General features: G+C 55.7%; 19 protein-coding genes and 1 pseudogene. 5 read left to right on the top strand and 15 right to left on the bottom strand.

What is annotated here, in order from left to right; genetic code table 11:
- Window positions 1–36 precede the first annotated feature (36 nt).
- The 8 genes from ACIDEJ_RS07725 to ACIDEJ_RS07690 form a co-directional block, all read right to left on the bottom strand.
- Window positions 37–1,389: an alanine/glycine:cation symporter family protein gene (locus ACIDEJ_RS07725; protein ID WP_411987508.1), complete on the bottom strand. Its 1,353-nt coding sequence runs from the start codon at window positions 1,387–1,389 to the stop codon at window positions 37–39.
- Window positions 1,390–1,550: 161 nt separating this feature from the next.
- The gene (locus tag ACIDEJ_RS07720) at window positions 1,551–2,483 is read right to left on the bottom strand and encodes a DMT family transporter (protein ID WP_411987507.1); all 933 of its coding nucleotides are present in this window, start codon (window positions 2,481–2,483) and stop codon (window positions 1,551–1,553) included.
- A 92-nt stretch (window positions 2,484–2,575) separates the two neighbouring features.
- A complete protein-coding gene (locus tag ACIDEJ_RS07715) occupies window positions 2,576–4,021 on the bottom strand; it encodes an MBL fold metallo-hydrolase RNA specificity domain-containing protein (protein ID WP_411987506.1) in 1,446 nt (481 codons plus the stop codon).
- A 75-nt stretch (window positions 4,022–4,096) separates the two neighbouring features.
- Window positions 4,097–5,305 (bottom strand): organoarsenical effux MFS transporter ArsJ, encoded by a 1,209-nt coding sequence (gene arsJ / locus ACIDEJ_RS07710; protein ID WP_411987505.1) that lies wholly within the window; start codon window positions 5,303–5,305, stop codon window positions 4,097–4,099.
- Window positions 5,305–6,324, bottom strand: a complete 1,020-nt coding sequence (locus tag ACIDEJ_RS07705) for an ArsJ-associated glyceraldehyde-3-phosphate dehydrogenase (RefSeq protein ID WP_411987504.1) — start codon at window positions 6,322–6,324, stop codon at window positions 5,305–5,307. The genes arsJ and ACIDEJ_RS07705 overlap by 1 nt, the downstream gene beginning before the upstream one ends.
- Window positions 6,325–6,353: 29 nt before the next feature.
- Window positions 6,354–6,590: a thioredoxin family protein gene (locus tag ACIDEJ_RS07700; RefSeq protein WP_411987503.1), complete on the bottom strand. Its 237-nt coding sequence runs from the start codon at window positions 6,588–6,590 to the stop codon at window positions 6,354–6,356.
- Between the two features lie 9 nt (window positions 6,591–6,599).
- Window positions 6,600–7,595 carry a permease gene (locus tag ACIDEJ_RS07695; protein ID WP_411987502.1) on the bottom strand — a complete coding sequence of 332 codons (996 nt, stop codon included), beginning with the start codon at window positions 7,593–7,595 and terminating at the stop codon, window positions 6,600–6,602.
- 16 nt (window positions 7,596–7,611) lie between these two features.
- On the bottom strand, window positions 7,612–7,980 hold the full coding sequence (locus ACIDEJ_RS07690; RefSeq protein ID WP_411987501.1) for a metalloregulator ArsR/SmtB family transcription factor: 369 nt from the start codon (window positions 7,978–7,980) through the stop codon (window positions 7,612–7,614).
- Between the two features lie 697 nt (window positions 7,981–8,677).
- Here ACIDEJ_RS07690 and putP point away from each other — a divergent pair.
- The 4 genes from putP (at window position 8,678) to ACIDEJ_RS07670 (ending at window position 14,005) form a co-directional block, all read left to right on the top strand.
- Window positions 8,678–10,174, top strand: coding sequence for a sodium/proline symporter PutP (gene putP, locus ACIDEJ_RS07685; RefSeq protein WP_411987500.1), 1,497 nt, complete (start codon window positions 8,678–8,680; stop codon window positions 10,172–10,174).
- A 70-nt stretch (window positions 10,175–10,244) separates the two neighbouring features.
- Entirely contained in the window at window positions 10,245–11,393 is a 1,149-nt protein-coding gene (proB, locus tag ACIDEJ_RS07680) for a glutamate 5-kinase (RefSeq protein ID WP_411987499.1), read from the top strand.
- Complete coding sequence (locus ACIDEJ_RS07675) at window positions 11,390–12,637, top strand: glutamate-5-semialdehyde dehydrogenase (protein WP_411987498.1); 1,248 nt, start codon at window positions 11,390–11,392, stop codon at window positions 12,635–12,637. Before proB ends, ACIDEJ_RS07675 begins: the two co-directional genes overlap by 4 nt.
- 264 nt (window positions 12,638–12,901) lie before the next feature.
- Entirely contained in the window at window positions 12,902–14,005 is a 1,104-nt protein-coding gene (locus ACIDEJ_RS07670; RefSeq protein WP_411987497.1) for a phosphoribosylaminoimidazolesuccinocarboxamide synthase, read from the top strand.
- 205 nt (window positions 14,006–14,210) lie between these two features.
- Here the strand turns inward: ACIDEJ_RS07670 and ACIDEJ_RS07665 are convergent, their stop codons facing one another.
- Window positions 14,211–14,732 carry a hypothetical protein gene (locus tag ACIDEJ_RS07665; RefSeq protein ID WP_411987496.1) on the bottom strand — a complete coding sequence of 174 codons (522 nt, stop codon included), beginning with the start codon at window positions 14,730–14,732 and terminating at the stop codon, window positions 14,211–14,213.
- A 264-nt stretch (window positions 14,733–14,996) separates the two neighbouring features.
- Between ACIDEJ_RS07665 and ACIDEJ_RS07660 the strand changes: the two genes are divergently transcribed.
- A complete protein-coding gene (locus ACIDEJ_RS07660; protein ID WP_411987495.1) occupies window positions 14,997–15,641 on the top strand; it encodes a nucleoside triphosphate pyrophosphohydrolase family protein in 645 nt (214 codons plus the stop codon).
- Here the strand turns inward: ACIDEJ_RS07660 and ACIDEJ_RS07655 are convergent.
- From ACIDEJ_RS07655 to ACIDEJ_RS07630, 6 genes and pseudogenes are all read right to left on the bottom strand, one after another.
- Window positions 15,607–16,639: pseudogene (locus tag ACIDEJ_RS07655) on the bottom strand (NAD(P)H-dependent flavin oxidoreductase). The gene ACIDEJ_RS07660 and the pseudogene ACIDEJ_RS07655 sit on opposite strands and share 35 nt — an antisense overlap.
- A 60-nt stretch (window positions 16,640–16,699) precedes the next feature.
- On the bottom strand, window positions 16,700–17,572 hold the full coding sequence (ubiA, locus tag ACIDEJ_RS07650; protein WP_411987494.1) for a 4-hydroxybenzoate octaprenyltransferase: 873 nt from the start codon (window positions 17,570–17,572) through the stop codon (window positions 16,700–16,702).
- A 105-nt stretch (window positions 17,573–17,677) separates the two neighbouring features.
- Window positions 17,678–19,843, bottom strand: coding sequence for a DNA helicase II (uvrD, locus tag ACIDEJ_RS07645; protein ID WP_411987493.1), 2,166 nt, complete (start codon window positions 19,841–19,843; stop codon window positions 17,678–17,680).
- 180 nt (window positions 19,844–20,023) lie between these two features.
- Entirely contained in the window at window positions 20,024–20,770 is a 747-nt protein-coding gene (locus ACIDEJ_RS07640; RefSeq protein ID WP_411987492.1) for a fumarate reductase iron-sulfur subunit, read from the bottom strand.
- A complete protein-coding gene (locus tag ACIDEJ_RS07635; RefSeq protein WP_411987491.1) occupies window positions 20,767–22,755 on the bottom strand; it encodes a fumarate reductase flavoprotein subunit in 1,989 nt (662 codons plus the stop codon). The genes ACIDEJ_RS07640 and ACIDEJ_RS07635 overlap by 4 nt, the downstream gene beginning before the upstream one ends.
- Window positions 22,756–22,896: 141 nt before the next feature.
- Complete coding sequence (locus ACIDEJ_RS07630) at window positions 22,897–23,619, bottom strand: fumarate reductase cytochrome b subunit (protein WP_411987618.1); 723 nt, start codon at window positions 23,617–23,619, stop codon at window positions 22,897–22,899.
- Between the last annotated feature and the right edge of the window lie 111 nt (window positions 23,620–23,730).

The raw sequence follows: 23,730 nt of genomic DNA, 5'->3' as shown, positions 1-23,730 counted from the left end.
AGCGGCAGCAAACCGCTTACCGGCCATCAGGCAAGGTTATTTGCGCTGCGCCGCAAAATAATCCTTCGTGAGCCTGAATACCACCGGGCTTAACAGTAATAAGGCGATTAAATTGGGCAGGGCCATCATGGCATTCAGAGTGTCGGCCAATAACCAGATGAACTCCAGTTTGGCTACCGCCCCAATGGGCACCACCAATGTGAATATCACCCTGAAGGGTTTAATGGCTTTTACCCCAAATAAGAATTGCACACATTTTTCGCTGTAAAAGCTCCAGCCAAGAATGGTGGTAAAGGCAAAAATGCTCAAGGCGATGGCCACCACATAACTGCCGATGGGAAAGGCATGACCAAAGGCATAAGAGGTAAGCGCCGCACCGTTTTCGCCGGAATCCCAGGCTCCTGACACCACAATGGCCAAACCGGTAATGGAGCAGACCACAATGGTATCGATAAAGGTGCCAAGCATTGCCACCAACCCCTGGGTGACCGGGTTATTGGTCTGTGCCGCAGCATGGGCAATGGGCGCGCTGCCCAAACCCGCTTCATTGGAAAAAATGCCACGAGCCACCCCAAAGCGGATAGCCGCCCACACCGCCGCACCGGCAAAACCACCCTGAGCGGCCACGGGGGTAAAAGCACTTTCAATTACCAGCATGAAAGCTTCGGGAATTTGATCCATATAGACCACCAATACCGCCAAACCGCAAGCGATATAAAACACGGTCATCAACGGCACCAATTTCCCGGCCACATCGGCAATGCGCTTGATGCCGCCCATCAGCACCGCGCCCACCAGACACATCATTATCAGCCCGGTCAGCCACGGCGCCACATTAAAATTGGACGACAGTGCATCGGCCACCGAGTTGGCTTGTACCGTATTGCCGATGCCAAAACCGGCAAATGCGCCAAAAAAGGCAAACAGTGAACCCAACCAGGCCCATTTGCTGCCCAAACCGTTTTTGATGTAATACATGGGGCCGCCAATATGGTTGCCCTGTTCATCCACCTCGCGGTATCGCACCGCCAGCACCGCTTCCGAGAATTTGGTGGCCATGCCCACCAGTGCGGTGCACCACATCCAGAACAGCGCCCCCGGGCCACCCAGCGCAATCGCGGTAGCCACCCCGGCAATATTACCGGTACCTATGGTGGCCGACAGTGATGTCATCAGCGCATTGAACGGGCTGATTTGCCCTTTTACGTCAGCATCTTTTTCCGGAATGCGACCAGACCAGAGCAACTTGAAGCCCGTACCCAGTTTGAGTACCGGCATTAACTTCAAGCCAACCGAAAGAAATAAACCCACACCCAGGATCATCACCAGCATGGGGACACCCCATACCAACGAGTTGAGTTGATTGACCAGTGAGACGATAACCTCCATCCGAACCTCATATCATTGTTATTGTTATAGACAGCGTGCCAGCCAAGCCCGTTTTGAAGCGTTAACCCACACAGCGGGGATTCAGATTACAACGAATGGTTAACAATTGGAAATCGCCGTCAACATCCCGAGGGGGATACCCGAACCATATTTTGGCCGGACTATCGCGATTGCCGCTGATGCCAGTAGGGCAACAACTGCACCAGCATGACCGACAACACTATCAGCACCACCCCGATTTGCGACAGCCCGTTAAGATGAACCGCGCGGAAACTGCCGGGCCACCACGCCAGCTGCACCACCAAATCGGTAACGGCAAAACTGAGCAAGGGAATGAGTGCCATCAACACCCCCACCTGCGCGGCCGACCAGTATTTGAGGGCCTGACCAAAACAGCCATAAGCCACTAGCGTGCTAACGGCACAAAAAATGGCGATGCCCCACTGGGCTGAATCCAGCATGGTAAAGGTGCCGATGTTGCTAAAGGGCCAGAGCAGCATTAACGACAACCCGTAAATGAACAGCAGCACATTGGCAGGCGACAAACGCCGCCCCAGGGATTTTTGTAACAGCGCGTAGCCTACCCAGCTCAGCACCGACAACTGCACAATGGCAATGCCGGTGAGCATCAGCAGATGATTGCCATTCCCCGTCAGCACCGGATTGAAAAACAGCAACATGCCCATGGCCAACAGCAACAGGCAACCTAACTGACTACGGGAAAAACGCTCGCCAAAAAACAGAACGCCGCCCAAGGCCAGAAAAAACGAGGAGGTCTGAAAATTCAGCTGTACCGTTCCCGGTGACAGGTACTGCAGCGCCAGCACAAAACTCACATAGTTACCAATCAGCAGCAGTGTGGCCATCATCAGCTTTAGCCAGTCCCGTGGCCGTAACTGACGAAACTGCCCCAAGCCGCCCAAGAACCACTGTTGCCCCAGCGTCACCACAAACGCCACCCCGAAACGAAACCAGGTCAGGGTCACAGGGTCAATGAACTCCGCCGACAATTTCAGGGCAACGGGCATAACGCCCCAGAAGATCACTGTGGTGGACATGAATATCAGCCCCAAACGGGCAGCACTGGCAGACAAGGCATTCTCCGGGAAACAATCACAAAAAAACGCAGAGTTGCTCTGCGTCATATCGCAAGGCGGCATTGAGCCGGTATCAGCAGCGGCACATCTTACGCCGCTGAGCCGTACAACCAAGCAAATTTTGGCAATTGTCCCAAATCCAGCTTGTCGCCCATTTCGGCTATCACCACATCAGTCGCTGGCGACTGCTGCTGTACAACCTTTGCCAGCACGGTTTGCGCGTCCGGCTCACCATGAACCAATAACAGTGGCGGCGCATTTTTAAAGTGTTGATACCAGCACAACAACTCCTGCTGATCCCCATGGGCCGACAACCCGCCTACCGTGTGTATTACCGCATTAACCGGCACACTCTCACCGTGCACCGTCAATTCCGTCGCCCCGTCCACCAGTAATCGCCCGGGCGTGCCCAGTGCCTGATAGCCACAAATAATGATGTCGCATTCGGGGCGGAACAGGTTGTGTGCCAGATGACTGCGGATCCTGCCGCCATTGCACATGCCGCTGCCGGCGATAATGATCAGCCCTTGGTGGATATCATTGAGCGCCATGGACTCTTCCGTGCTCTGGATAAATTCCACATTGCCCAGCAACGGATGATTGCCGGGATTCAGGCGTAACAGGCACCGGAAATCCTCATCCATCAGCGGGTAATTGCGTACATAAACCTTGGTGGCTTCAATGGCCATGGGGCTGTCAAGACAGATTTTCCAGCGTCCCAACTCCCAATCCTTGGCATACAGATGGAACAGATACAATAACTCCTGGGCGCGCCCCACCGAAAATGCCGGGATCAGGATATTGCCGCGGCTTTCACTGATGGCCTTGGCAAAAATGGCCTTCAGCTCCTCCAGCGTGGCCTCCCAGGTACGGTGGCAACGATCGCCATAAGTGCTTTCCATCAATACCAAATCCGCATCATCAATCATGGTGGGATCTTGCAAGATGGGCATCCCCGCCCGCCCCAAGTCACCGCTGAACACCAGTTTTTTCTGCTGCGTGCCGTCATTCAGCCACAGCTCCAACATGGCGGAGCCCAGAATGTGGCCAGCATCGCTGAAACAAACCGTTATCCCCGGTACCGGCTCAAAGCGCACACCGTATTCCAGCGGAATGAAATGTTGCAGCACCGCTTCCACATCGTTTTCATCAAACAGGGGGGCTAACGGCGCCAAATCCTGTTTGGCGCGTTTTTCGTTTTCCCGCTCCATGCGCCGTTGCTGCAATGATGCGGCATCGCGCAGCATGAAAGCACAAAGCTCGGCAGTGGCCTTATGGGTATAGATGGGGCCGTCGTAGCCACGCTTCATCAGCAGGGGTAAACGGCCAGAGTGATCAATGTGCGCGTGGCTCAGCACCACCGCATCAATGGCATGGGGGTCAAATGAAAATGGCTCCTGATTACGCAGTTCATCCTTTTTGCTTCCCTGAACCAGCCCGCAGTCCAGCAGTAATTGGCCGCCATTGATCTCCAGCAGGTGACAGGAACCGGTCACCTCGCCTGTGGCGCCAAGGCATTGCAGCGTCATGGTCATAACACATCTCCGCCAGTCGTCCTTACTGTTAATGTACCCCTTATGGCAAGAAAAAGCCTGTTTTATATTGGGCTGTCATTGCCTTGGCAGGGCCCATGAGATGGCAAACGTCAGCAGCAGCAACCCGCTGCTAAACAGCAAACAGGCATTGAGGCCGTAATGCTGATACAACACGCCAGACAACACGGTGCCCAGTAGACGGCCCGCGGCATTGGCCATGTAATAAAACCCCACATCCAGCGACACGCCGTCTTCACTGGCATAATGCACAATCAAGAAGCTGTGCAGCGACGAGTTCACCGCAAACACCGCCCCGAATAGCCACAAGCCGCCGAGCAGCCACAGTTGTGGCGAGCCACCTTGATACAGCATCAGGGCCATCAATGCCGGCAGCAGCATCAGCAGGCCTGCCCAACTGACAGCCGCCGTGCGCCCGGGAATCCCAGCAGCGTTTTTGCCACGGCCGGTCAGCCATGGTGCCACGGCCTGCACCACGCCATAGGCAATCACCCAACTGGCAAGAAAAGCCCCCACCAGCCAGTTATCCCAACCCAGATGGCTACTCAGGTATACCGGCAAAGCCACCACAAACCACACGTCCCGGGAGGCAAACAAGCACAAGCGGGCGGCAGACAGGATGTTCACCCCGCGGCTTTTGGAAAAAATGTCGCGAAACTTGGGCTTGTTTTTGGCTTTTCCCAACGCCTGTTGCAGCAGCACTAGCGACAATAACCACACCAGCGCCAGCCCCGAGGCCATCAGCATTACCGCCCCTGAAAATCCCAGCCAGCTGAGCAAGGCGCCACCCAGAAAAAATCCCACCCCTTTGAGGGTGTTTTTGGAACCGGTCAAAAGCGCCACATAACGGTACAGTCGCCCTTGGGCAGCATCACCACTGACCAGGGTCTTCACCGCGCTTTTGGCGCTCATTTTATTGAGATCCTTGGCTATTCCCGATAATGCCTGGGCCAACATCACCCAAGGCACGGTGAGCCAGGCAGCAGGCACCAGCAACATGGCCAAGGAGACAATCTGTACCCCGAGGCCAATGTTCATGGTACGGTTAAGGCCGATGCGAGCCCCAAGCCACCCCCCCAACAGATTGGTCACCACCCCGAAAAACTCGTAAAACACAAACAGCATGGCAATGGCCAGCGCGCCGTACCCCTGCTGGTAGAAATACAGCACCACCAGCATGCGCAGCGCGCCGTCTGTCAGGGTAAAGGCCCAATAGTTACCGGTAATAATCAGATACTGCCTAAGCGCCGGGCTCATTGACGTCATTACCGGGAAACTCCGGCATCGGCCTGCCCTACCAGCAATGCCAGCTCGGCGGTGCGGTTGGCATACCCCCATTCATTGTCATACCAGCAATAGAGTTTCAGTTGGGTGCCGTTAATCACCATGGTGGACGGCGCATCAATAATGCTGGAGCGAGGGTCGGTGCGATAATCCACCGACACCAGCGGCCGTTCCTCGTATCCCAGTATTCCTTGCAACTCGCCATTGGCGGCATCCTGCAGCAGTTGGTTGACTTCCGCTACCGTGGTGGCCCGTTGCAGCTCAAACACGCAATCGGTAAGGGAGGCATTGGCTAGGGGAACTCGCACGGCATGGCCGTTAAGCTTGCCCTGCAGCTCAGGAAATATATGGGTAATGGCGGTGGCGCTGCCCGTAGTGGTGGGAATGAGGCTCTCGCCACAGGCACGGGCACGGCGCAGATCTTTATGGGGGGCATCGAGGATGGTCTGGGTATTGGTCAAATCGTGGATGGTGGTCATGGAGCCGTGACGGATCCCCAGTTGCTCATGGATGACTTTCACCACCGGCGCCAGACAGTTGGTGGTACAGGAGGCGGCGGTGACGATTTTGTGCAGCGCCGGGTCAAACAGCTGCTGGTTCACCCCCATGACCACATTGAGCACCCCGTCCTCTTTTACCGGTGCGGTCACCACCACCCGTTTCACCCCTTGCTGCAAATAAACCTCAAGCAATGCCTTGCTGCGCATCTTGCCGGAGGCTTCAATGACCACATCACAGTTTGACCAGTCGCTGTCAGCAATCGCCTTGTTGGCACTGATGGCAACGGCTTGCCCATCAATCAGCAATTGCTGGCCACTGGTTGCTATTTGCCGGCGCCAACGGCCGTGTATGGAATCGAACTCCAGCAGATGAGCCAACGTGGCCGGGGTACCGGCAGGGTCGTTAATCTGTACAAATTCCAGCTCCGGCCAATCCCAGGCTGCACGCAACACCAGACGCCCGATACGGCCAAAGCCGTTAATTCCCACACGGATTGTCATTCGCCTAACCTCTTTTTTGTTTGGGTGGATTACTGGGCCAGCCAAGCGGCTATCTGCTCTTTCTGCGGCATGGAGCCGCTGTGCACCACCTGCTCGTCAATCACCACTGCCGGCGTGCTCATGACGCCGTAGCCCATAATCACTTCCGGATTGGTTTCCTTGGTCACACGGGCATCAACGCCTGCCTCTTCCACCATCTGGGCAATCAGCTCGGCGGTTTTCACGCATTTTGTACAACCACTTCCCAACACAATGATATTTTTCATGTTAATTCCTTAAAGTACGGGACCAATCAGATTAAACAACCAACCAATAAGGGTGAATGCCAGCAGCAAAATGCCAAACACACTGGCAAGCAAGCGCCACTGCATCACCTGTTTCAATAAAATGAATTCCGGAAAACTGGCCGCCACGGTCGCCATGCAAAACGCCAGCGTGGTGCCTACCGGCAAGCCGTGAAGCAACAAGCTCTCCATCACCGGCACAATGCCGGTCACATTGGAATACAGCGGCACCCCTATCAGTACCGCCAGAGGGACAGACCACCATTGCCCCTGCCCCAAATGGGCCTCGACCCAGCCATCAGGCACAAAGCCATGGAGCGCCGCGCCCAAACCCACGCCAATGAACACCCATTTCCATACTCGCCCTACAATCTCTTTGGTTTCTGCCGTGGCAAAGTGGTGGCGCTGCTGCCAGTTCAGCTTAACGGAGGCCGGGGTATAGGCACCGCCGGCGCCGTTTTGCTGCCCCCGCTGCAACGCCTTGGCGGCAAACGATTGCAGCCAGCGCTCTGCATGAATGGCATCCAGCAACGCCCCGGACACCATGCCCACCAGCATGCCCACCAACACATACATCACGGTGAACTGCCAGCCCAGCAGCCCCAGCAACAGCAAAACAGCCACCTCGTTAATCAAGGGCGAAGTAATGAGAAATGCCATGGTGATCCCCACCGGAATGCCGGCAGAGGTAAACCCCAAAAACGCCGGAATACTGGAACAGGAACAAAATGGCGTGATGGCACCGAAAGCGGAACCCAGAAAATAGCCGGTCAGGCGGTTTTTGCCGGCCAGATAATCCCGCACCTTTTCCACATTCAGCGAGGCCCGCAGCAGTGCAATGACATAAATCATGACGATCAGCAGCACAAAAATCTTGGCGGTGTCTTCCACGAAAAAGTGCAGTGCCGCACCAAAACGGCTGGCAGGGGTCAGTGCCAATACGTCATATACCAGCCAATCCGCCAATAGGGTAAAAATTGCCAACATAGTGATACCTCAACCGTTATTTAGCATCACAGGAAGCCCTGACACCGGCATCGCAACAACGGGCCGGGCGCCATTGCATGGCATGCAAGCGCGCCACCGCGGCGGCCAACTGCCCGTGATTTTCCGCCAGGGTGGCGGCCAGCACCTGGCGGCACCATTGGGGCAAGGCATCATCAAACCGGTAAAAAACCCATTGCCCCTGGCGCCTGTCCTGCAAAATGCCCTGGGTCCGCAACTGGGCCAAATGCCGGGACACTTTGGGCTGACTCTCGGCCAGCGCTGCCGTGAGTTCACACACGCACAATTCGCCCTGCTGCTGGATTAACAACAGGCAGCAAAGACGGGTGTCATCCGCCAATGCTTTAAAAAAAACGCTAGGTTCCATGGGCATACTCCATCCAGCGGGAGGCCTTCATCTGCCTTTATGGGCATTACGGCCTAAACATATGGATATCAATATATACGCAATAACATATGTGTTGATGAATTTTTAATGACAAATGTGATCCATTGCAGGATATTAGGGGAATAATTAAGCAATTAATTATTTTTAACTCTAATTATTTTATGAGATTTTTAACACTGTCTACGGTGATTACCCCTGGTTTGAACCGCCGTAGCCAGTAAGGTAAAACCGTTGCTGCAGGTAATGAAAACCTGAGAAAATTAACGATTTTTCCGCTGTTTTTTGATGATAAATTTAATTTACAGACTAAATCAATCCTATGTTTCAAGGTGATTGTCACCCGGCTGATTTGATTCCTTTGGTCAGATATTGAATAATATTGCCTCGCATAAAATAATTTGAACACTAACTATTAAATGAGTATTAGCTCATTTACGTTGCACTTTTTTTATCGCAACCCTTTTGCGAGCCATTGATGAGGAGCTATGCCAATGCCTGCCAATAACACTCAGGAGGCTGACTGTTACCATTATCACTACCACTTCAGTGTCAGGGCACGCGCCGCCTGGTTACCGCTGCGCAGTTGCCAGTGGCGCCCATTGGCAACGTCTCGCTTCTCATGTCACAAACACTCATTCAATCAAGCCTCTGGCAAATAAATACAGGCATTCACTACATGGACTATTCAACTTACATCGCGTTGGCCATCTATTTTCTGGTCATGCTAGCGATAGGCCTGTTTGCCTATCGCCATTCTACGGATGATATTTCCGGATACATTCTGGGGGGGCGCAAGGTAAGCCCTCAAGTAACAGCGCTGTCCGCCGGGGCATCCGACATGAGCGGCTGGATGCTGATGGGGCTGCCGGGCGCCATGTTCCTGCAAGGCTTCAATACCCTCTGGATTGCCTTGGGGTTGTTAATCGGGGCCTTGTTCAATTATCTGTTGGTGGCACCGCGGCTGCGGGTTTACACCGTGGAAGCCGATGATGCGCTGACCCTCCCGGACTTTTTCAGCAAACGCTTTGGCCTTAGCAACGGCCCGGTGCGGATGATTTCCGCCATTGTCATCATTTTGTTCTTCACCCTGTATACCTCGTCAGGACTGGTGGCGGGCGGCAAACTGTTTGAAACCGCGTTTCATCTGGATTATCAGCTGGGCTTGCTGATCACCGTGGGCGTGGTGGTGGCCTATACCCTGCTGGGGGGATTTTTGGCCGTAAGCCTGACCGATTTTGTGCAGGGCTGCATCATGTTTGTGGCGTTGATTCTGGTGCCTTATGTGGCCTACAGCCAATTTGACGGTGCCAGCGACATGATGTTCAACGCCCGCAGCAGCATAGATTCGCTATCGGAGTCCATGAGCCAAATCAGTGTGCTGACCATCATTTCCAGCCTGGCATGGGGGCTGGGATATTTTGGTCAGCCCCATATCATTGTCCGCTTCATGGCAATCCGTTCCGTCAAAGACATAAAACTGGCCCGCAATATCGGCATGAGCTGGATGCTGGTGACCATTCTCGGCGCGCTGGCGACAGGTCTTGTCGGGGTGGCCTACGTGCATAAATTCGACCTGGTCCTTAAAGATCCTGAAACCATCTTTATCGTGTTCTCACAAATCCTGTTTCATCCGCTGATCACCGGCTTTTTGCTGGCGGCCATTCTGGCGGCGGTCATGAGCACCATCTCCAGTCAGCTGCTGGTCTCTTCCAGCTCGTTGACCGAAGACGTGTACCGGGCCCTGTTCCATCAGCACATCGACGAGAAAAAGCTGGTGAACATCGGGCGACTCGGCGTATTGCTTGTGGCGGCAGTGGCCACATGGCTGGCACTGGATCGATCCAGCAGCATTCTGGACTTGGTCAGTAACGCCTGGGCAGGGTTTGGCGCCGCCTTTGGGCCACTCGTTTTATTCAGCCTGTTCTGGCATAAGATGAATCACGGCGCCGCCGTGGCCGGTATTGTCTCCGGCGCAGCCACTGTATTGTTCTGGATTTACGCACCGGTATTGGCCGATGGCAAAACCCTCTCCAGCGTGGTGTATGAAATCATTCCCGGCTTTCTGGTCAGCTCCGTCAGCATCATTCTGGTCAGCCATTTCGGCAAAGACCCTTCCCAAGAAGTGCAGCAAACCTTTGTCAGCACCCACGAAAAACTGCAAGCGCTGCGCTAGTGTTGCCACCCCATTCATCAGGGCAGTCAATCACTGCCCTCTTTTTTAACCTGACAACGTCAAGGACGCCATGAACACTCATCGCAAACAACGCATTGTGCTCAAAGTGGGCAGTGCCCTGATTGCACCACAACGTCAGGGTTGCAGTTCCCGTTACCTGCTGGCCATCGCCCAGTTTATTGTGCGCTGCCGCGCCAAGGGGCTGCAGGTCATTTTGGTTTCATCCGGCTCCATTGCCGCCGGGACTCACCGCTTTCCCCAAAATGCCCATGACGAACAGCTGTCGGAACCGGCGCAACTGGCACTGAAAAAGGCCATGGCCGCCGCAGGACAAACGGAAATGATGGCCACCTGGGACAAATTTTTTGATTTTCCCACCGCGCAAATATTACTGACCCACGCAGACCTGCGGGATCGAGAGCGCTACCTCAGCATTCGCGACACCATCAGCACCTTATTGACACACGGCATTTTGCCCATCGTGAATGAAAATGACACGGTGACCACCGATGCCCTGAAAGTGGGGGATAACGATAACCTTTCTGCCATGGTGGCAGCTGCCGCCGATGCCAGAAGTCTGGTGATCTGTTCCGATATTGACGGGTTGTACAACAAAAACCCCCACCTGCATGCGGATGCCAGACTGCTCCCGGAAGTCACTCATATTGATGCCGGGATTTATGCCATGGCCGGTGGCAGCCACAGCGCTGTGGGTACCGGTGGCATGCGGACCAAAATCCAGGCGGCGGAAAAAGCCGTGTCCCACGGCATCGACACTTACATTGTCAACGGCTTTAAAGAGTCCAGTTTCAATGAGCTGCTGGCAGGGCGCAATCCCGGTACCCTGTTTCGCGGCTCAGACACGCCCATGCTGGAGCGCCTGCATTGGTTTACCCATACGGTTCGCGCTCAGGGCGAAGTGATTGTGGCGCCCCAGGATGAAGTGCACAGTGCTGCCGACTGCGCCAGGATCTCCAGTGACGAAGTGCTCGATGTGAGTGGCACTTTTGCCGAAGGCGATACCATCGTCTTGCGCAATCACGACGGCACCGAGCTTGCCAAAGCCCGCAGCAATTACAGTAGCCGCTTATTAAAATTCATCGCCAAGCAGGACAATTCCGAACTGGTGGACAGCTTTACCCACCAGCGGCGGTTGATTGCCACACAGGATATTGCCCTGCTGTCCCCAAAGGCCACCCCGATGGAGGAGAAATCATGAGTCAAATCATACAACTTGCCCAAGCCGCCAAAGCCGCTTCCCGCCAATTGGCCTGTCTGGACAGCACCCGCAAAAACCAGGTGCTAAACGCCATGAGCACCGCGCTGATGGCAGAACAGCAAGCCATACTCAGTGCCAACCGGCAGGACTTGCAAGCAGCCGATCAAAACGGTGTTTCTGCCGCCATGCGTGACCGTCTGGCACTGACGCCCGCACGCATTGAAGCCATGGCCACAGGCATTGACACCATTGCCGCCTTGGCCGACCCGGTAGGTGAAAAACGCGCCTTGGGCGTACCCCCAAGCGGTATTAGTGTGCGTAAATTACGGGTGCCCCTTGGGGTGATTTGCATGATTTATGAAGCCCGTCCCAATGTGACCGCCGATGCCAGTGCCCTGTGTTTCAAGGCCGGTAATGCGGTGATCCTGCGCGGTGGCAAAGAAGCGCTGCACAGCAGTCTGGCCATTGCTGCCGTATTGCAACGAGTCTTGCGCCAGTTTGACTTGCCCGAAGCCTTAATCAGTGTCATTCCCCATCCGCAACGCAGCCTGATGCTGCAACTGTTGCAACAACGGGACAGCATCGACCTGGTGATCCCCCGGGGCGGGGAAGGCTTGATAAATTTTGTCACTGACAACAGTAAAATTCCGGTCATTCAGCACTTTAAAGGGGTTTGCCATTTGTATGTGGACAGCTCGGCTGATGTGGAAAAGGCGCTGGATTTACTGCTGAACGGCAAAACCCAGCGTCCCGGCGTGTGCAATGCACTGGAAGGGCTGCTGGTGCATCAAGATATTGCACCGGTGTGGTTACCCATTGCCGCACAGGCCATGGCCGACAGCGGTGTCAAAATCCACTGCGATGCCGCCTCTGCCGGCTATTTCAAGACGCCGCATCTACTCCAGGATGAAGACTTCGGCCAGGAATACCTGGGGCTGGAAATTGCCGTGAAACAGGTGGACTCCCTGAATGCCGCCATGGCGCACATTGACCGTTTTGGCAGCCACCATACGGAAGTTATCTGCACCGAAGATGCCCAGGCCGCCCGGCAATTTCAGCAACGCGTGGATGCCGGTGTGGTCATGGTGAATGCCTCATCCCGCTTCAGTGACGGCGCCGAGCTGGGACTGGGCGCGGAAATCGGGATTGCCACCAGCAAGTTACATGCTTACGGCCCCATGGGGCTGGAAGCCCTCACCACCGAAAAATACCTGGTGAACGGTAATGGCCAAATTCGCGCTTAACCGCGATTCCTGGCGGCGGATGTTCCATTAAGCGAACGCTGTGTTGCCAGCAACAGCAAATGTGGTCAGTGGCAAATCATGGCAGCTGGGGTAGAATAAACCATCTTTTGTCACGGGCCGGTTTGCCAGTGGAACAACGCCAATTGCCTTGTCACTGCCTATTGTTAATGCCGTATCGGCTGCCTGCCTGTGCCTGTCCGGCAATAATTATCACCCAAGACGCCGGACATCCCCTCAATCCCTATCATCAAAGGAACGCCAGCCATGGGTCTTGCTGATTCTGTTTTAGCCGTTAATAACAACTTACCTATCCGTACCGACAAACCGGTACACAGCGGAAAAGTGCGCAGCGTTTACTGGTTGACTGAAGCAGACAGCGCCCGGCTTATCCGCGAAAAAGGCTATGATGTTCCCGCTGACACGCCGCTGGCCATCATGGTGATAAGCGATCGCATTTCGGCCTTTGACTGCATTTTCCACGGCGAAGGCGGCTTGCAGGGCATACCTGGCAAGGGCGCTGCACTCAACGCCATCTCCAACCACTGGTTTGGCTTGTTCAAAGACAACGGATTGGCCGACAGCCACATTCTGGACATTCCCCATCCACTGGTATGGATTGTACAAAAAGCCCGTCCAGTAAAAGTGGAAGCCATTATTCGCCAGTACCTCACCGGCTCCATGTGGCGCGCCTATGAACAGGGCGAGCGGGTATTTTGCGGTATCACCCTGCCAGAAGGGCTGCAGAAAAACCAGAAACTGCCGGAATTGCTGCTTACCCCGTCTACCAAGGGCATCCTCAAGGGGATCCCCGGTGTGCCGGAGCAGGATGACGTGAACATCAGCCGCGGCATTCTGGAAGCCAACTGGCAAGCCTTCGGCTTTGAAAAGCCTGAAGATATAGATCTCTATGAAAAACTGTTAAAACAAGGGTTTGCCGTGATTTCCCAGGCACTGGCCAAGATTGATCAAATCTTTGTGGATACCAAGTTTGAATTTGGCTACGTGACTGACAAGCAGGGACAATCCCAGCTTATCTACATGGACGAAGTGGGCACGCCCGACTCCTCCCGCATCTGGGATGGCGCCGCCTACCGGCAAGGCAACATTGTGGAAAACTCCAAAGAAGGCTTCCGCCAGTTCTTGCTGCAGCACTTCCCAGACCCGGACATTCTGCTGAACAAACAGCGCATGCCAGAGCGGGAAGCCCTGGCCCGGGATAACGCCCTGCCGCTGGCAACCATGATGGCGGTATCCGACACCTACACCGGCATTGCGGAAAAAGTGATTGGCGGCAAACTCACCTTGTCAGACAACCCCAAGGCTGAAATTGTGGAAATCCTGAAAAACGAATACCAGTTGGTGGACTAGAGGCCTATTGCTGCCGACTAACCGCTGGCAAAAACGCCATGGGGCCAAAGCGGGCCCCTACAAGGCACGGAAACAACAAAGGCGCTTTAGGGCGCCTTTGACCTGTTGCGTCTCTGTTGCGGCACAGAGTGGTAAAAAGATACTGCGCAAACGGGTAGCCCCTTATGGTGGCGGCCATGTTGTCGTAAAATCGCTCACGTCGGCATCAATGCCCGCACTGACCGTTATCCAGCGCAATGGCATTGTTTTGCAGTAACAGCCGCACCTGCGGGGCTTCACTGATTTGGTAACGAGGAGCCGTATCCGTGGCTTCCGTCAGCCCGGGCGTTGCCGGCAAATACACCATCTGCGGGAAAATCCCCCGCGCCTGGGCAGCCTGGCTTTTCACATCGCATTGCTCATCACCGGCCACGGTTGCCAAACCGATAATCCGGCGCTGCCCATCCAGCATCAGCAGTATGGTGCCATCATCCTGCACCAACCGTGCCTGATAAGCGCCGCAACCCGCTGCCGCCTGACTGTAAAGCAACTGCCCGCTTTGCTCAGCTTCGGCAACTGGCATGCCCAAATACAACGGGCCGATACCCACCTTGCCCTGCTGTTGCCATAACTGGTCGATACGGGCGCAGCCACCCTCCTCCATCGGCAATTCATCCTGAGGCATCTCCGTTGCCATCACCCAAGGGCTCAACAAAAGCCAGGGTGCCATAATCAAAGCAAACTTCATGATAACCCCCGTTAATTTCACCGATTTATCCGTCTGGCGCCCCTGTTGGCCTTGGGGAATAAAGCCCCGGGACGGTAGGCTATCAGTTTGGCAAAACTGTCATGTAAGTGTCACGCACTTTTACATCGCCAGGCAGGTTATGTCACATCGCAAGAGGCTGGCCAGCGCCAGTTCATGTGAGATGACGCATCGGCAATTTTGCATCCGCCAGGATGATTTTCTAAGATGGGCCATTACCCAATCATCATGTTTACAGGCAGCAGCATGCAGCTTTCTTTATTGACCCCGGCACTTTACCGCAAGCTTTATCACGACATCCGGGAGTTTCGCCTCACCTTTGACTTGCCCGTCGAGCAGCCCCAATCCCTGGATACTCAACAAGACAGGCTGCATACCTCGCTTATCATAGAAGAGCTCACTGAGTTGGCCCAGGCCGGCAACAAGGTGGAACAGGCAGATGCCATTGTGGACAGCGTGTACGTGCTGATGGGAAGGTTGGTGCATCTTGGGGCGCTGACCCCGGCACAGCATCCGGAGATAAGCTATTTGGTGGAGTTGCTGCTGCAAGTGGCCCAGCAGCGCCATATTGAGTTTGTGCCCTGCTGGGATGAAGTCCACCGCAGTAACATGAGCAAGGTGTGCCGCAATGAACAGGAACTGACACAAACCATCGCCCATTATGCCAAGCAAGGCATTGAAATCCGGGGCAGCCGCAACGGTGACTACCTGATAGCCAAATGCGCCAAGGATGTAGTACTGGCAGACAAAACCATCCGCCGCGGCAAAGTGTTAAAGTCCATCCATTATCATCCAGCCCAGCTGCAGCCCTTGTTGGTGCAGGCAACAGGCCATGACGACCCGGAGCAAAACGCCGTTACGGCACAAAACCCCGACATAAACTGCGGGTAAGTTCAGCCGCCGGAATTTGCCGACAACCACTGGGGTTTTGTCCGCACCACAAGGGGCTGAAATCAGCATTGCCCTGCTGCTCGGCCGCACTGCGCAATGGCCCAATGGCCGCGGCTGCCAACGGAAAATCCGGAATGTCTGCATCTGCCAGCTCCCGCATCAGCCGGTTCACCAAGCCCCGGGCCGGGCGGCCACTGTAAACCCGGGTCAGCGCAGTGTGACCATTGCGGGCAGGGTCCGTTAAGGCCTGGCGATGCAACGCACTGATGGTGCTTTCCGGACATAACAGATAAGCCGTGCCCACCTGCACCCCCGCTGCCCCCAAGGCCATGGCCGCCGCTACCGTGCTGGCATCCACAATGCCACCAGCGGCGATTACCGGAATATCCAGCGCCGCCACCAATTGGGGCAATAAGGCAAACGTCCCCTGTTGCAAGCTCACATCATCACTGAGGAAATGCCCACGATGACCACCAGCTTCCAGCCCTTGGGCGATGACCCCATCCACACCCTGCGCCTGCAACCATAACCCCTCGGCAACCGTGGTGGCACTGGCCAGAATGCGGCTGCCCCAGGATTTCACCTGTTGCAGTAAAGGCGTGGCGGGCAAGCCAAAATGAAAGCTCACCACTTCCGGTTGCAGCGGCGCTATGGCATCCGCGATGCCCTTGTCAAACGGTCGTCGCGGCACCGCTTTGCCCGGCGCTGGCGGCCAGTTCCTGATAATAAGGCTGCAACTGTTGCCGCCAGGCCTGCAAGCGTGACGCTTGGGCTGGCGGCGGGGTATGACAGAAGAAATTGAGATTAAGGGGTGCCTTGCTGTGTTGCCGAAACCGGTGCACGGCCTGCTGGATTTGTCCGGCATCCAGCATGGCACAGGGAATGGAGCCAAGCGCGCCTGCCGACGCCACTGCCAATGCCAGGGATACATCCTGAGCACCCGCCATAGGTGCCTGAATAAGTGGCCACTGAGTGGCCAGCAATGCTTGCGAAGACATCCTTATCTCCTGTTGTGAAGGGGATATGGCAGGCGCGACCCGTTATTGGCCGTTTTGCTGTCAGACGGCAACGCCCAGCAGGTAATCCATGCCCAGCGCCACAAACAGTGCCATGCCCGCCCAGTTGTTATTCAAAAAGGCTTTCAGGCAAGGTGCCCGCTCTCGGTCAAAAATCAGCCGCTGCTGATACAAGCCAAAGCCGATGAAAGCCAGCAGCCCCACCAGATACATCGCGCCCCGCTCGCCCACAAAGCCGGCAATCATGAAACAGGCAAGTGCCGACAACTGGAACAGACCGATGAGCTGCCGGTCGTATTTGCCAAACAAAATGGCGGTGGATTTAATCCCCACTTTCAAATCGTCATCCCGGTCCACCATGGCATACATGGTGTCGTAAGCGATGGTCCAGCACCAGTTGGCGGCAAACAGCCACCAGGCTTCGGCAGGTACCTCACCGATTTGCGCGGCATAAGCCATGGGGATGGACCAGCTCCATACCACCCCAAGAAACATCTGGGGCATGTTGGTGAAGCGCTTGGTAAAAGGATAAATGACCGTCAGCACCATGCCCACATAAGACAGCTTCACCACCAGCGGGTTAAGCATCAGCACCAGTCCGAAAGCAACAAGCCCCAGCACGATAAACAGCAGCAAGGCTTCTTTTACGGTCACTTCACCACTGGCCAGCGGCCTTAATTTGGTACGCGCCACGTGGGTGTCCAGATGGCGATCAGCGTAATCGTTGATGATGCAACCGCAGGCGCGCATGATGAAGACGCCGATAACAAAAATCACCAGCACCTTGAGATCCGGCAAGCCGCCGGCCGCCAGCCACAATGCCATCAAACACGGCCACAGCAACAAAAACGTCCCGATGGGGCGATCGATGCGGGCAAGACGTGCATATGCGTTGAATTTTTCCCTAATATTCATGAAGCTGCACTCTCCAACTACCTCTGCTTTCTAGCTTTGCCAAATGCATTATGACGCACTCGTAATGTGATTTACACCACAAAATAATTTTTCCCTTGGGGAAGATCACAGCGTTTGCAACTTGGCGTAAGTGACCACTAACCATTTGCTGCCAAAATCATCAAAATTCACCTGCACCCGCGCCTGAGCGCCACTGCCTTCGCTGTTGGTCACCGTGCCTTCACCAAACTTGAAGTGCATTACCCGCTGGCCGCGATGAAAACCGCTGTCGTCAAACGATTGCTGGCTGCGGCTGAAACGGCTGCTGGACACCGGGTTGGATACCTGTGCCTTGAGGCGCACCTCTTTCATGCACTGCGGTGGGATTTCCTTGATAAAGCGTGACGCCCGGGCATAGTTCTCCCGGCCGTAAATCCGCCGGGATTCCGCATACGTGATATACAGCTGCGACATGGCGCGGGTCATGCCCACGTAACACAAACGCCGCTCCTCCTCGAGCCGGTCGCCCTCTTCCAGCGTCAGCTGGCTGGGGAAAATGCCCTCTTCCACCCCGGCCATGAACACCACAGGAAACTCCAGCCCTTTGGCGGAGTGCAGCGTCATCAACTGCACCGCATCGCTGTAATCGTCCGCCTGTCCTTCGCCGGCTTCCAGTGCGGCATGGGATAAAAAGGCATTCAGTTCACCCATGTCCAGCAGTTCTTCCGGCACTTCAAAGGTACGGGCCGCCGTCACCAGTTCTTCCAGGTTTTCGACCCGGCTCTGGGCCTTCTCGCCCTTTTCCTGCTCATACATCTGCTTCAGGCCAGAGGCCTGGATCACCTGATCGGCTTTGCGATACAACGCCAATTCGTCGGTATCATGCTCCAGCATCACAATCAGATCGAGAAAACCGCGCACCGCATTGGCGGCCCGGCCTCCCAGCATTTTTTGCTCCAGCAGCTGGCCGGCCGCTTGCCACAAAGTAAGCTGGTGCTGGCGCGCCGTGCTGCGCAAAATCTCCAGCGTGCGCTCACCAATGCCACGAGGCGGTGTATTCACCACCCGTTCAAAAGCGGCATCATCATCGTGATTGGCCATCAAGCGCAAATATCCCATGGCATCCTTGATTTCCTGCCGCTCGAAAAAGCGCAGGCCGCCGTAAATGCGATAGGCCACCCCTTTTTGCAGCAGGGCTTCTTCCAGCACCCGCGACTGGGCATTCGAGCGGTACAAAATGGCGCAATCGGCCAGATTGCCCCCCAAATCCTGCCAGTCGCAAATGCGGCCGACGATATAGCGCGCTTCGTCCAGCTCGTTAAAAGCGCAATACACAGAAATGGGCTCGCCTTCGGGATCTTCGGTCCACAAATCCTTGCCAAGCCGCCCGGGATTGTTGGCTATCAGTTCATTGGCCGCTTTGAGAATATTGCCGGTGGAACGGTAATTCTGCTCCAGACGGATGGTTTTGGCCTGGGGAAAATCCTGCAAGAAACGGTGCAGGTTTTCCACTTGGGCACCGCGCCAGCCGTAAATCGACTGGTCATCATCCCCCACTATCATCACTTGGGCACTGTTGCCTGCCAGCAGGCGGATCCAGGCGTACTGAATGGCGTTGGTATCCTGAAACTCATCCACCAGAATGTTATGAAAACGCTCTTGGTAATGAGCCAGCAGATGCTCCTTGTTGAGAAACAGCTCATGGGCCCTGAGCAGGATTTCGGCAAAATCCACCAGTCCTGCCCGGTCGCAGGATTCCTGATAGATGCGGTACAGCTCCAGCAGTTTCTGCTCCAGCGGAAACGGCCCGGCGTCAATGGCATTCGGGCGCAGCCCTTCATCTTTTTTGCCATTGATATAGCCCTGCACCATTCGCGGCGGATACTGCTTGTCGTCCAGATTGAGGCTTTTGATAATGCGTTTTATCAAGCGGTGCTGATCTTCACCGTCAAGGATCTGGAAATTCTGTGGCAAGTTGGCTTCCTGCCAGTGGGTACGCAGCAAGCGGTGGGCCAGCCCGTGAAACGTGCCAATCCACATGCGATTCATGTTGTGGCCAATGAGCCGCTCCACCCGCTCCCGCATTTCGGCAGCCGCCTTGTTGGTGAAGGTCACCGCCATGATGGAGTAGGGGCTTTGATTTTCTACCTGCATCAGCCAGGCAATGCGGTGGGTCAACACCCGCGTTTTGCCACTGCCGGCCCCTGCCAGTACCAGCATGCTTGACTGCGGTGCGGCCACCGCCTCACGCTGCCTGTCATTCAGGCCATCCAACAGGTATGACACATCCATTAACTGCTCTCCCCCTCAAAACGAGGGCGCATTATAGCAGCAATGGCCTGCTGCCCGCATGGCTTATGCGCGGTTTTAGGCGCCTGCGACTCGCCGCAACTGTGCCATGTCAGGGGCGTTCCACAACAAAAAAGCCGGGGAGTGCCCGGCGTTACAACGGCAATGGCAATGTTTGCCCGATTACACTTTGCTGCGGGCAATAAGCGTGCCGGCCATTTTGCGGCGCAGGTAGGCTATCTGCTGCATATGAGGCAAATCCTTGGGGCAGTTGTCTTGGCATCCCAGCAAGGTCATGCAGCCAAACACACCATCTTGCGTGCCAATCACATGATAAAAATCATCGGCGCTGCGGGCATCACGGCTGTCCATTTCAAAGCGGGCGATTTTCATCATGCCCACCGCGCCCACAAAGGTGTCGCGCATCTGGGCGGTGGCGCAGGCTGACACACACACGCCGCATTCCACGCAGCGCTCCAGCTCATACAGTTTGGCTGCCTCATCCGGTGCCATGGGATCTTCCAGGTGGTGGATATCCGCCTGCTGCGCTTTGGGATGCAACCACAGTTTGAGCCTTTCGGCCAGCTCCCGCATGAATTTGCCGGTGTTCACCGACAGATCGCCAATCAGCTCGAATCCGGGTAACGGCATCAGGGTAATCACCCCGTCGCCGTATTTGGCGGTCAAGGTGCGGCACGCCAGAGTAGGAAAGCCGTTAATCACCATGGCGCAGCTGCCGCAAATGCCGGCGCGGCAGACAAAGTCAAACTGCAATGACGGGTCCTGCTCCGCCCGCAGGCGGTTAAGGGCAATGAATACGGTCATCCCCGGCGTTTCATCCAGCTGGTAATCCACCATTTTCGGGGTGTCACCCGGCAGTTGCGGGTCATAACGAAAGATTCTGAAGGTCAGACTACGGCCCTGGCTCATGATTTGTCTCCGCTGGCGATGGGGTCACTTAAACGCTGGTTTTCCGGTTGCAGATGGGGCGGCAGGCTAAAGGGCATTAACGCCTGCTGGCATTGCTGGCGCGAAGCATCAGCCCCCAGCTGCTCAAGGATGTCACTGATCTGTTGCTGGCGCTTGGCGGTATCGGGATGGGCAATGGCATTGTCAGCCCCGTAACCCCGGTAGCCGGGGGGCAACTCCATCTGCATCACATCCAGTGTTTCGTAGTGCAACTGCGGGGCCAGCGCCTTTGCATCCGGCCAGCTGGCCAGGGTACGGTTCAACCATTCCTTGTCATTACGCTGCGGATAATCTTCCCGGGCATGGGCACCGCGGCTTTCAGTCCGCGCCAGGGCGCCGCAAGCCACCGTTAATGCCACTTTGAGCATGCGCCGCACCCGCAGCGCCTCCACCAGCTCAGGGTTGGCATGGCGTTTTTTGCATTTAAGGCGGATATGGCGCGAACGGGCCAACAGGGATTTAAGCTCATCCACCGCTTTTTGCAGCTCAGGGCCGTTACGGAAAATGCCCACGTAATCCATCATGATGCGCTGCATGTGCAGTTTCAGATCAAAGGCATCTTCGCCGTCGCTGGTGCTGAGCAGGGTGTCAATCTCTTGCTGTAGCTCGGTGGCAAACCGCTCTACCAGGCGGGTATCCAGTTGCAGGGTTTCCTGCTCGCAAAAATCCGCCACATAGCTGCCAATGATCATGCCGCCCACCACGGTTTCGGCCAGTGAGTTCCCACCCAGCCGGTTAAAGCCGTGCATGTCCCAGCAGGCGGCTTCGCCCACACTGAACAAGCCTTTAAGCTGGGGGCTTTCGCCACTGGGCTTGGTACGAATGCCCCCCATGGAGTAATGCTGGGTGGGACGCACGGGGATCCACTCCGTGGCCGGGTCAATCCCCAGAAAGTTCTCGCAAATCTCTTTCACTTCCCGCAGGTTGGTTTCCACATGCTTGCGCCCCAGCAGGGTGATATCCAGCCATAAATGGGGGCCATAGGGACTTTCCACCCCAAAGCCCTTGCGCATGTGTTCGGTCATGCGGCGGGAGACCACATCCCGGGATGCCAGCTCTTTTTTCTCCGGTTCATAATCCGGCATGAAGCGGTGTCCGTTTTTATCCCGCAGCAGGCCGCCGTCGCCCCGGCAGCCTTCGGTGGTCAAAATGCCCACCGGCACAATGGCCGTGGGGTGAAACTGCACCGCTTCCATGTTACCCAGTGTGGCCACGCCGGTTTCCAGCGCCAGGGCCTGCCCAATGCCTTCGCAAATCACCGCATTGGTGGATATTTCATAAATGCGGCCATAGCCGCCGGTGGCAATGGTGGTGCATTTGGCAATATAGGCCCGCAGCTCGCCGGTAATGAGGCAGCGGGCAATCACCCCCTGGCAACGCTTGCCGTCATGGATGATTTTCAGCGCTTCCACCCGCTCATGCACCGGCACGCCCAGGGCAATGGCCTGGTTATCCACCGCATACAGCAAGGAATGGCCGGTACCGTCAGCGGTATAACAGGTGCGCCATTTTTTGGTACCGCCAAAATCCCGGGCATTAATCAGGCCATGGGCCTGCTGGGCCTCTTCAATGGTCACCCGTTCTGCGTTAACCACCACTTGTCTTGGCCCGGCAGTGACCCGGGTCCAGGGCACGCCCCAGTTGGCCATCTGCCGCACCGCCTTGGGAGCGCAATGGCTGAACATGCGGGCCACGGTTTGATCGCAGCCCCAGTCCGACCCTTTCACGGTATCCTGAAAATGCACATCTTCGTTATCCCCCATCCCTTTGACCGTATTGCCAAGGCTCGCCTGCATGCCGCCTTGCGCCGCCGCAGAATGAGAACGTTTGGGCGGAATGAGCGACAGCACCAGGGTATCAAGCCCCCGGGCCTTGGCCTCAATGGCAACCCGCAGCCCGGCAAGGCCGGCTCCCACCACCAACGCATCGGTATAAATGAGTTTCACGCATTCTCCTTTGGGAGTGACCTTCTCCCGTATTTTGTTCGCATTCCCCCGTGCCATGAGGCAATCCGGGCTGGCAAGTGATGACAAAGGGAGCCCCTTGCCGTCATCACCGCCGCGTTATTGTTGTACTATCGGGATAAATCAAGGAACAAACGGTGCCACCGGCAGGCTCAGCCCAAGACCAATCACCACATAGGCCGACAAACTGCATAACCCCAAAAGCAGCAGATAACCGATGAGGATTTTGGCCAACAGCCGCAAGCCGTTGCGCCGAAAGCTCACGCCCCACTTCAGCGCCAGCCGGTACAATCCCAGCATGGCGTGCACCACCACCGCCGGCAGCAACAAGATGTACACCAGCCAGAAATTGTCGTGCCAGACCCTTGCTGCCGACAGATGGGGGCCAATCTCGGGATTGGTGATCATGGTGACCAGATGCATGGGCACCAAAAAGAACATCATGAAACCTGTGATCATCTGCCAAAACCACAAGCGGCTGTCCTGATGATTTATCAAGAGATTGTGGTTACGCAGTGCTTGCCACTGGCGTTTTTGGGCAGGGAAACGCCTGAGGGCGGTGGCCGCATGCACCATCACCACCAGCAACATGAATACGGAAAACAGCTGGGTTACTGCCGCAGAACCGTGGCCGTCATGGGTAAACCAGCCGCCTTCCAGTATCTGCACCATCTGGTAAAAAACGGCCTTTCCCAACAAGATGGTGGATTCAAAATGCAGATGTGCCAGCAAAAAAAGCCCCAGCAGCAAACCGGACGCACTTTGCAGCATGTCGGCAATGGCAGACCAGCGATGGCTTTGGGGATACCCCAACCACCGCTCGCCAATACGGTATCGAGTCAGCATGGTAATAAAGTTATTCACAATCAGGGACGCAGGCATATCAACATATCGCAGCCCATCAAACTGCCAACCGCCAAGCCTCGCTTTCGTGATCTCGTTCAACATTTATGCAAC

This window comes from Shewanella mytili (genome assembly GCF_046765975.1).
GTDB classification, from domain to species: domain Bacteria; phylum Pseudomonadota; class Gammaproteobacteria; order Enterobacterales; family Shewanellaceae; genus Shewanella; species Shewanella mytili.
The sequence above is the reverse complement of the archived record's forward strand: the minus strand, read 5'-3'. Positions and strand labels throughout refer to the sequence as shown.

What these genes read in the sequence shown, in the direction of transcription:
- ACIDEJ_RS07725 (WP_411987508.1), bottom strand. Translation starts at nt 1,389, where the DNA reads ATGGAGGTTATCGTCTCACTGGTCAATCAACTCAACTCGTTGGTATGG.
- ACIDEJ_RS07630 (WP_411987618.1), bottom strand. Translation starts at nt 23,619, where the DNA reads ATGCTGACTCGATACCGTATTGGCGAGCGGTGGTTGGGGTATCCCCAA.
- ACIDEJ_RS07665 (WP_411987496.1), bottom strand. Translation starts at nt 14,732, where the DNA reads ATGAAGTTTGCTTTGATTATGGCACCCTGGCTTTTGTTGAGCCCTTGG.
- uvrD (WP_411987493.1), bottom strand. Translation starts at nt 19,843, where the DNA reads ATGGATGTGTCATACCTGTTGGATGGCCTGAATGACAGGCAGCGTGAG.
- ACIDEJ_RS07660 (WP_411987495.1), top strand. Translation starts at nt 14,997, where the DNA reads ATGCAGCTTTCTTTATTGACCCCGGCACTTTACCGCAAGCTTTATCAC.
- ACIDEJ_RS07715 (WP_411987506.1), bottom strand. Translation starts at nt 4,021, where the DNA reads ATGACCATGACGCTGCAATGCCTTGGCGCCACAGGCGAGGTGACCGGT.
- putP (WP_411987500.1), top strand. Translation starts at nt 8,678, where the DNA reads ATGGACTATTCAACTTACATCGCGTTGGCCATCTATTTTCTGGTCATG.
- arsJ (WP_411987505.1), bottom strand. Translation starts at nt 5,305, where the DNA reads ATGACGTCAATGAGCCCGGCGCTTAGGCAGTATCTGATTATTACCGGT.
- ACIDEJ_RS07690 (WP_411987501.1), bottom strand. Translation starts at nt 7,980, where the DNA reads ATGGAACCTAGCGTTTTTTTTAAAGCATTGGCGGATGACACCCGTCTT.
- ACIDEJ_RS07670 (WP_411987497.1), top strand. Translation starts at nt 12,902, where the DNA reads ATGGGTCTTGCTGATTCTGTTTTAGCCGTTAATAACAACTTACCTATC.
- ACIDEJ_RS07705 (WP_411987504.1), bottom strand. Translation starts at nt 6,324, where the DNA reads ATGACAATCCGTGTGGGAATTAACGGCTTTGGCCGTATCGGGCGTCTG.
- ACIDEJ_RS07675 (WP_411987498.1), top strand. Translation starts at nt 11,390, where the DNA reads ATGAGTCAAATCATACAACTTGCCCAAGCCGCCAAAGCCGCTTCCCGC.
- proB (WP_411987499.1), top strand. Translation starts at nt 10,245, where the DNA reads ATGAACACTCATCGCAAACAACGCATTGTGCTCAAAGTGGGCAGTGCC.
- ACIDEJ_RS07695 (WP_411987502.1), bottom strand. Translation starts at nt 7,595, where the DNA reads ATGTTGGCAATTTTTACCCTATTGGCGGATTGGCTGGTATATGACGTA.
- ACIDEJ_RS07700 (WP_411987503.1), bottom strand. Translation starts at nt 6,590, where the DNA reads ATGAAAAATATCATTGTGTTGGGAAGTGGTTGTACAAAATGCGTGAAA.
- ubiA (WP_411987494.1), bottom strand. Translation starts at nt 17,572, where the DNA reads ATGAATATTAGGGAAAAATTCAACGCATATGCACGTCTTGCCCGCATC.
- ACIDEJ_RS07640 (WP_411987492.1), bottom strand. Translation starts at nt 20,770, where the DNA reads ATGAGCCAGGGCCGTAGTCTGACCTTCAGAATCTTTCGTTATGACCCG.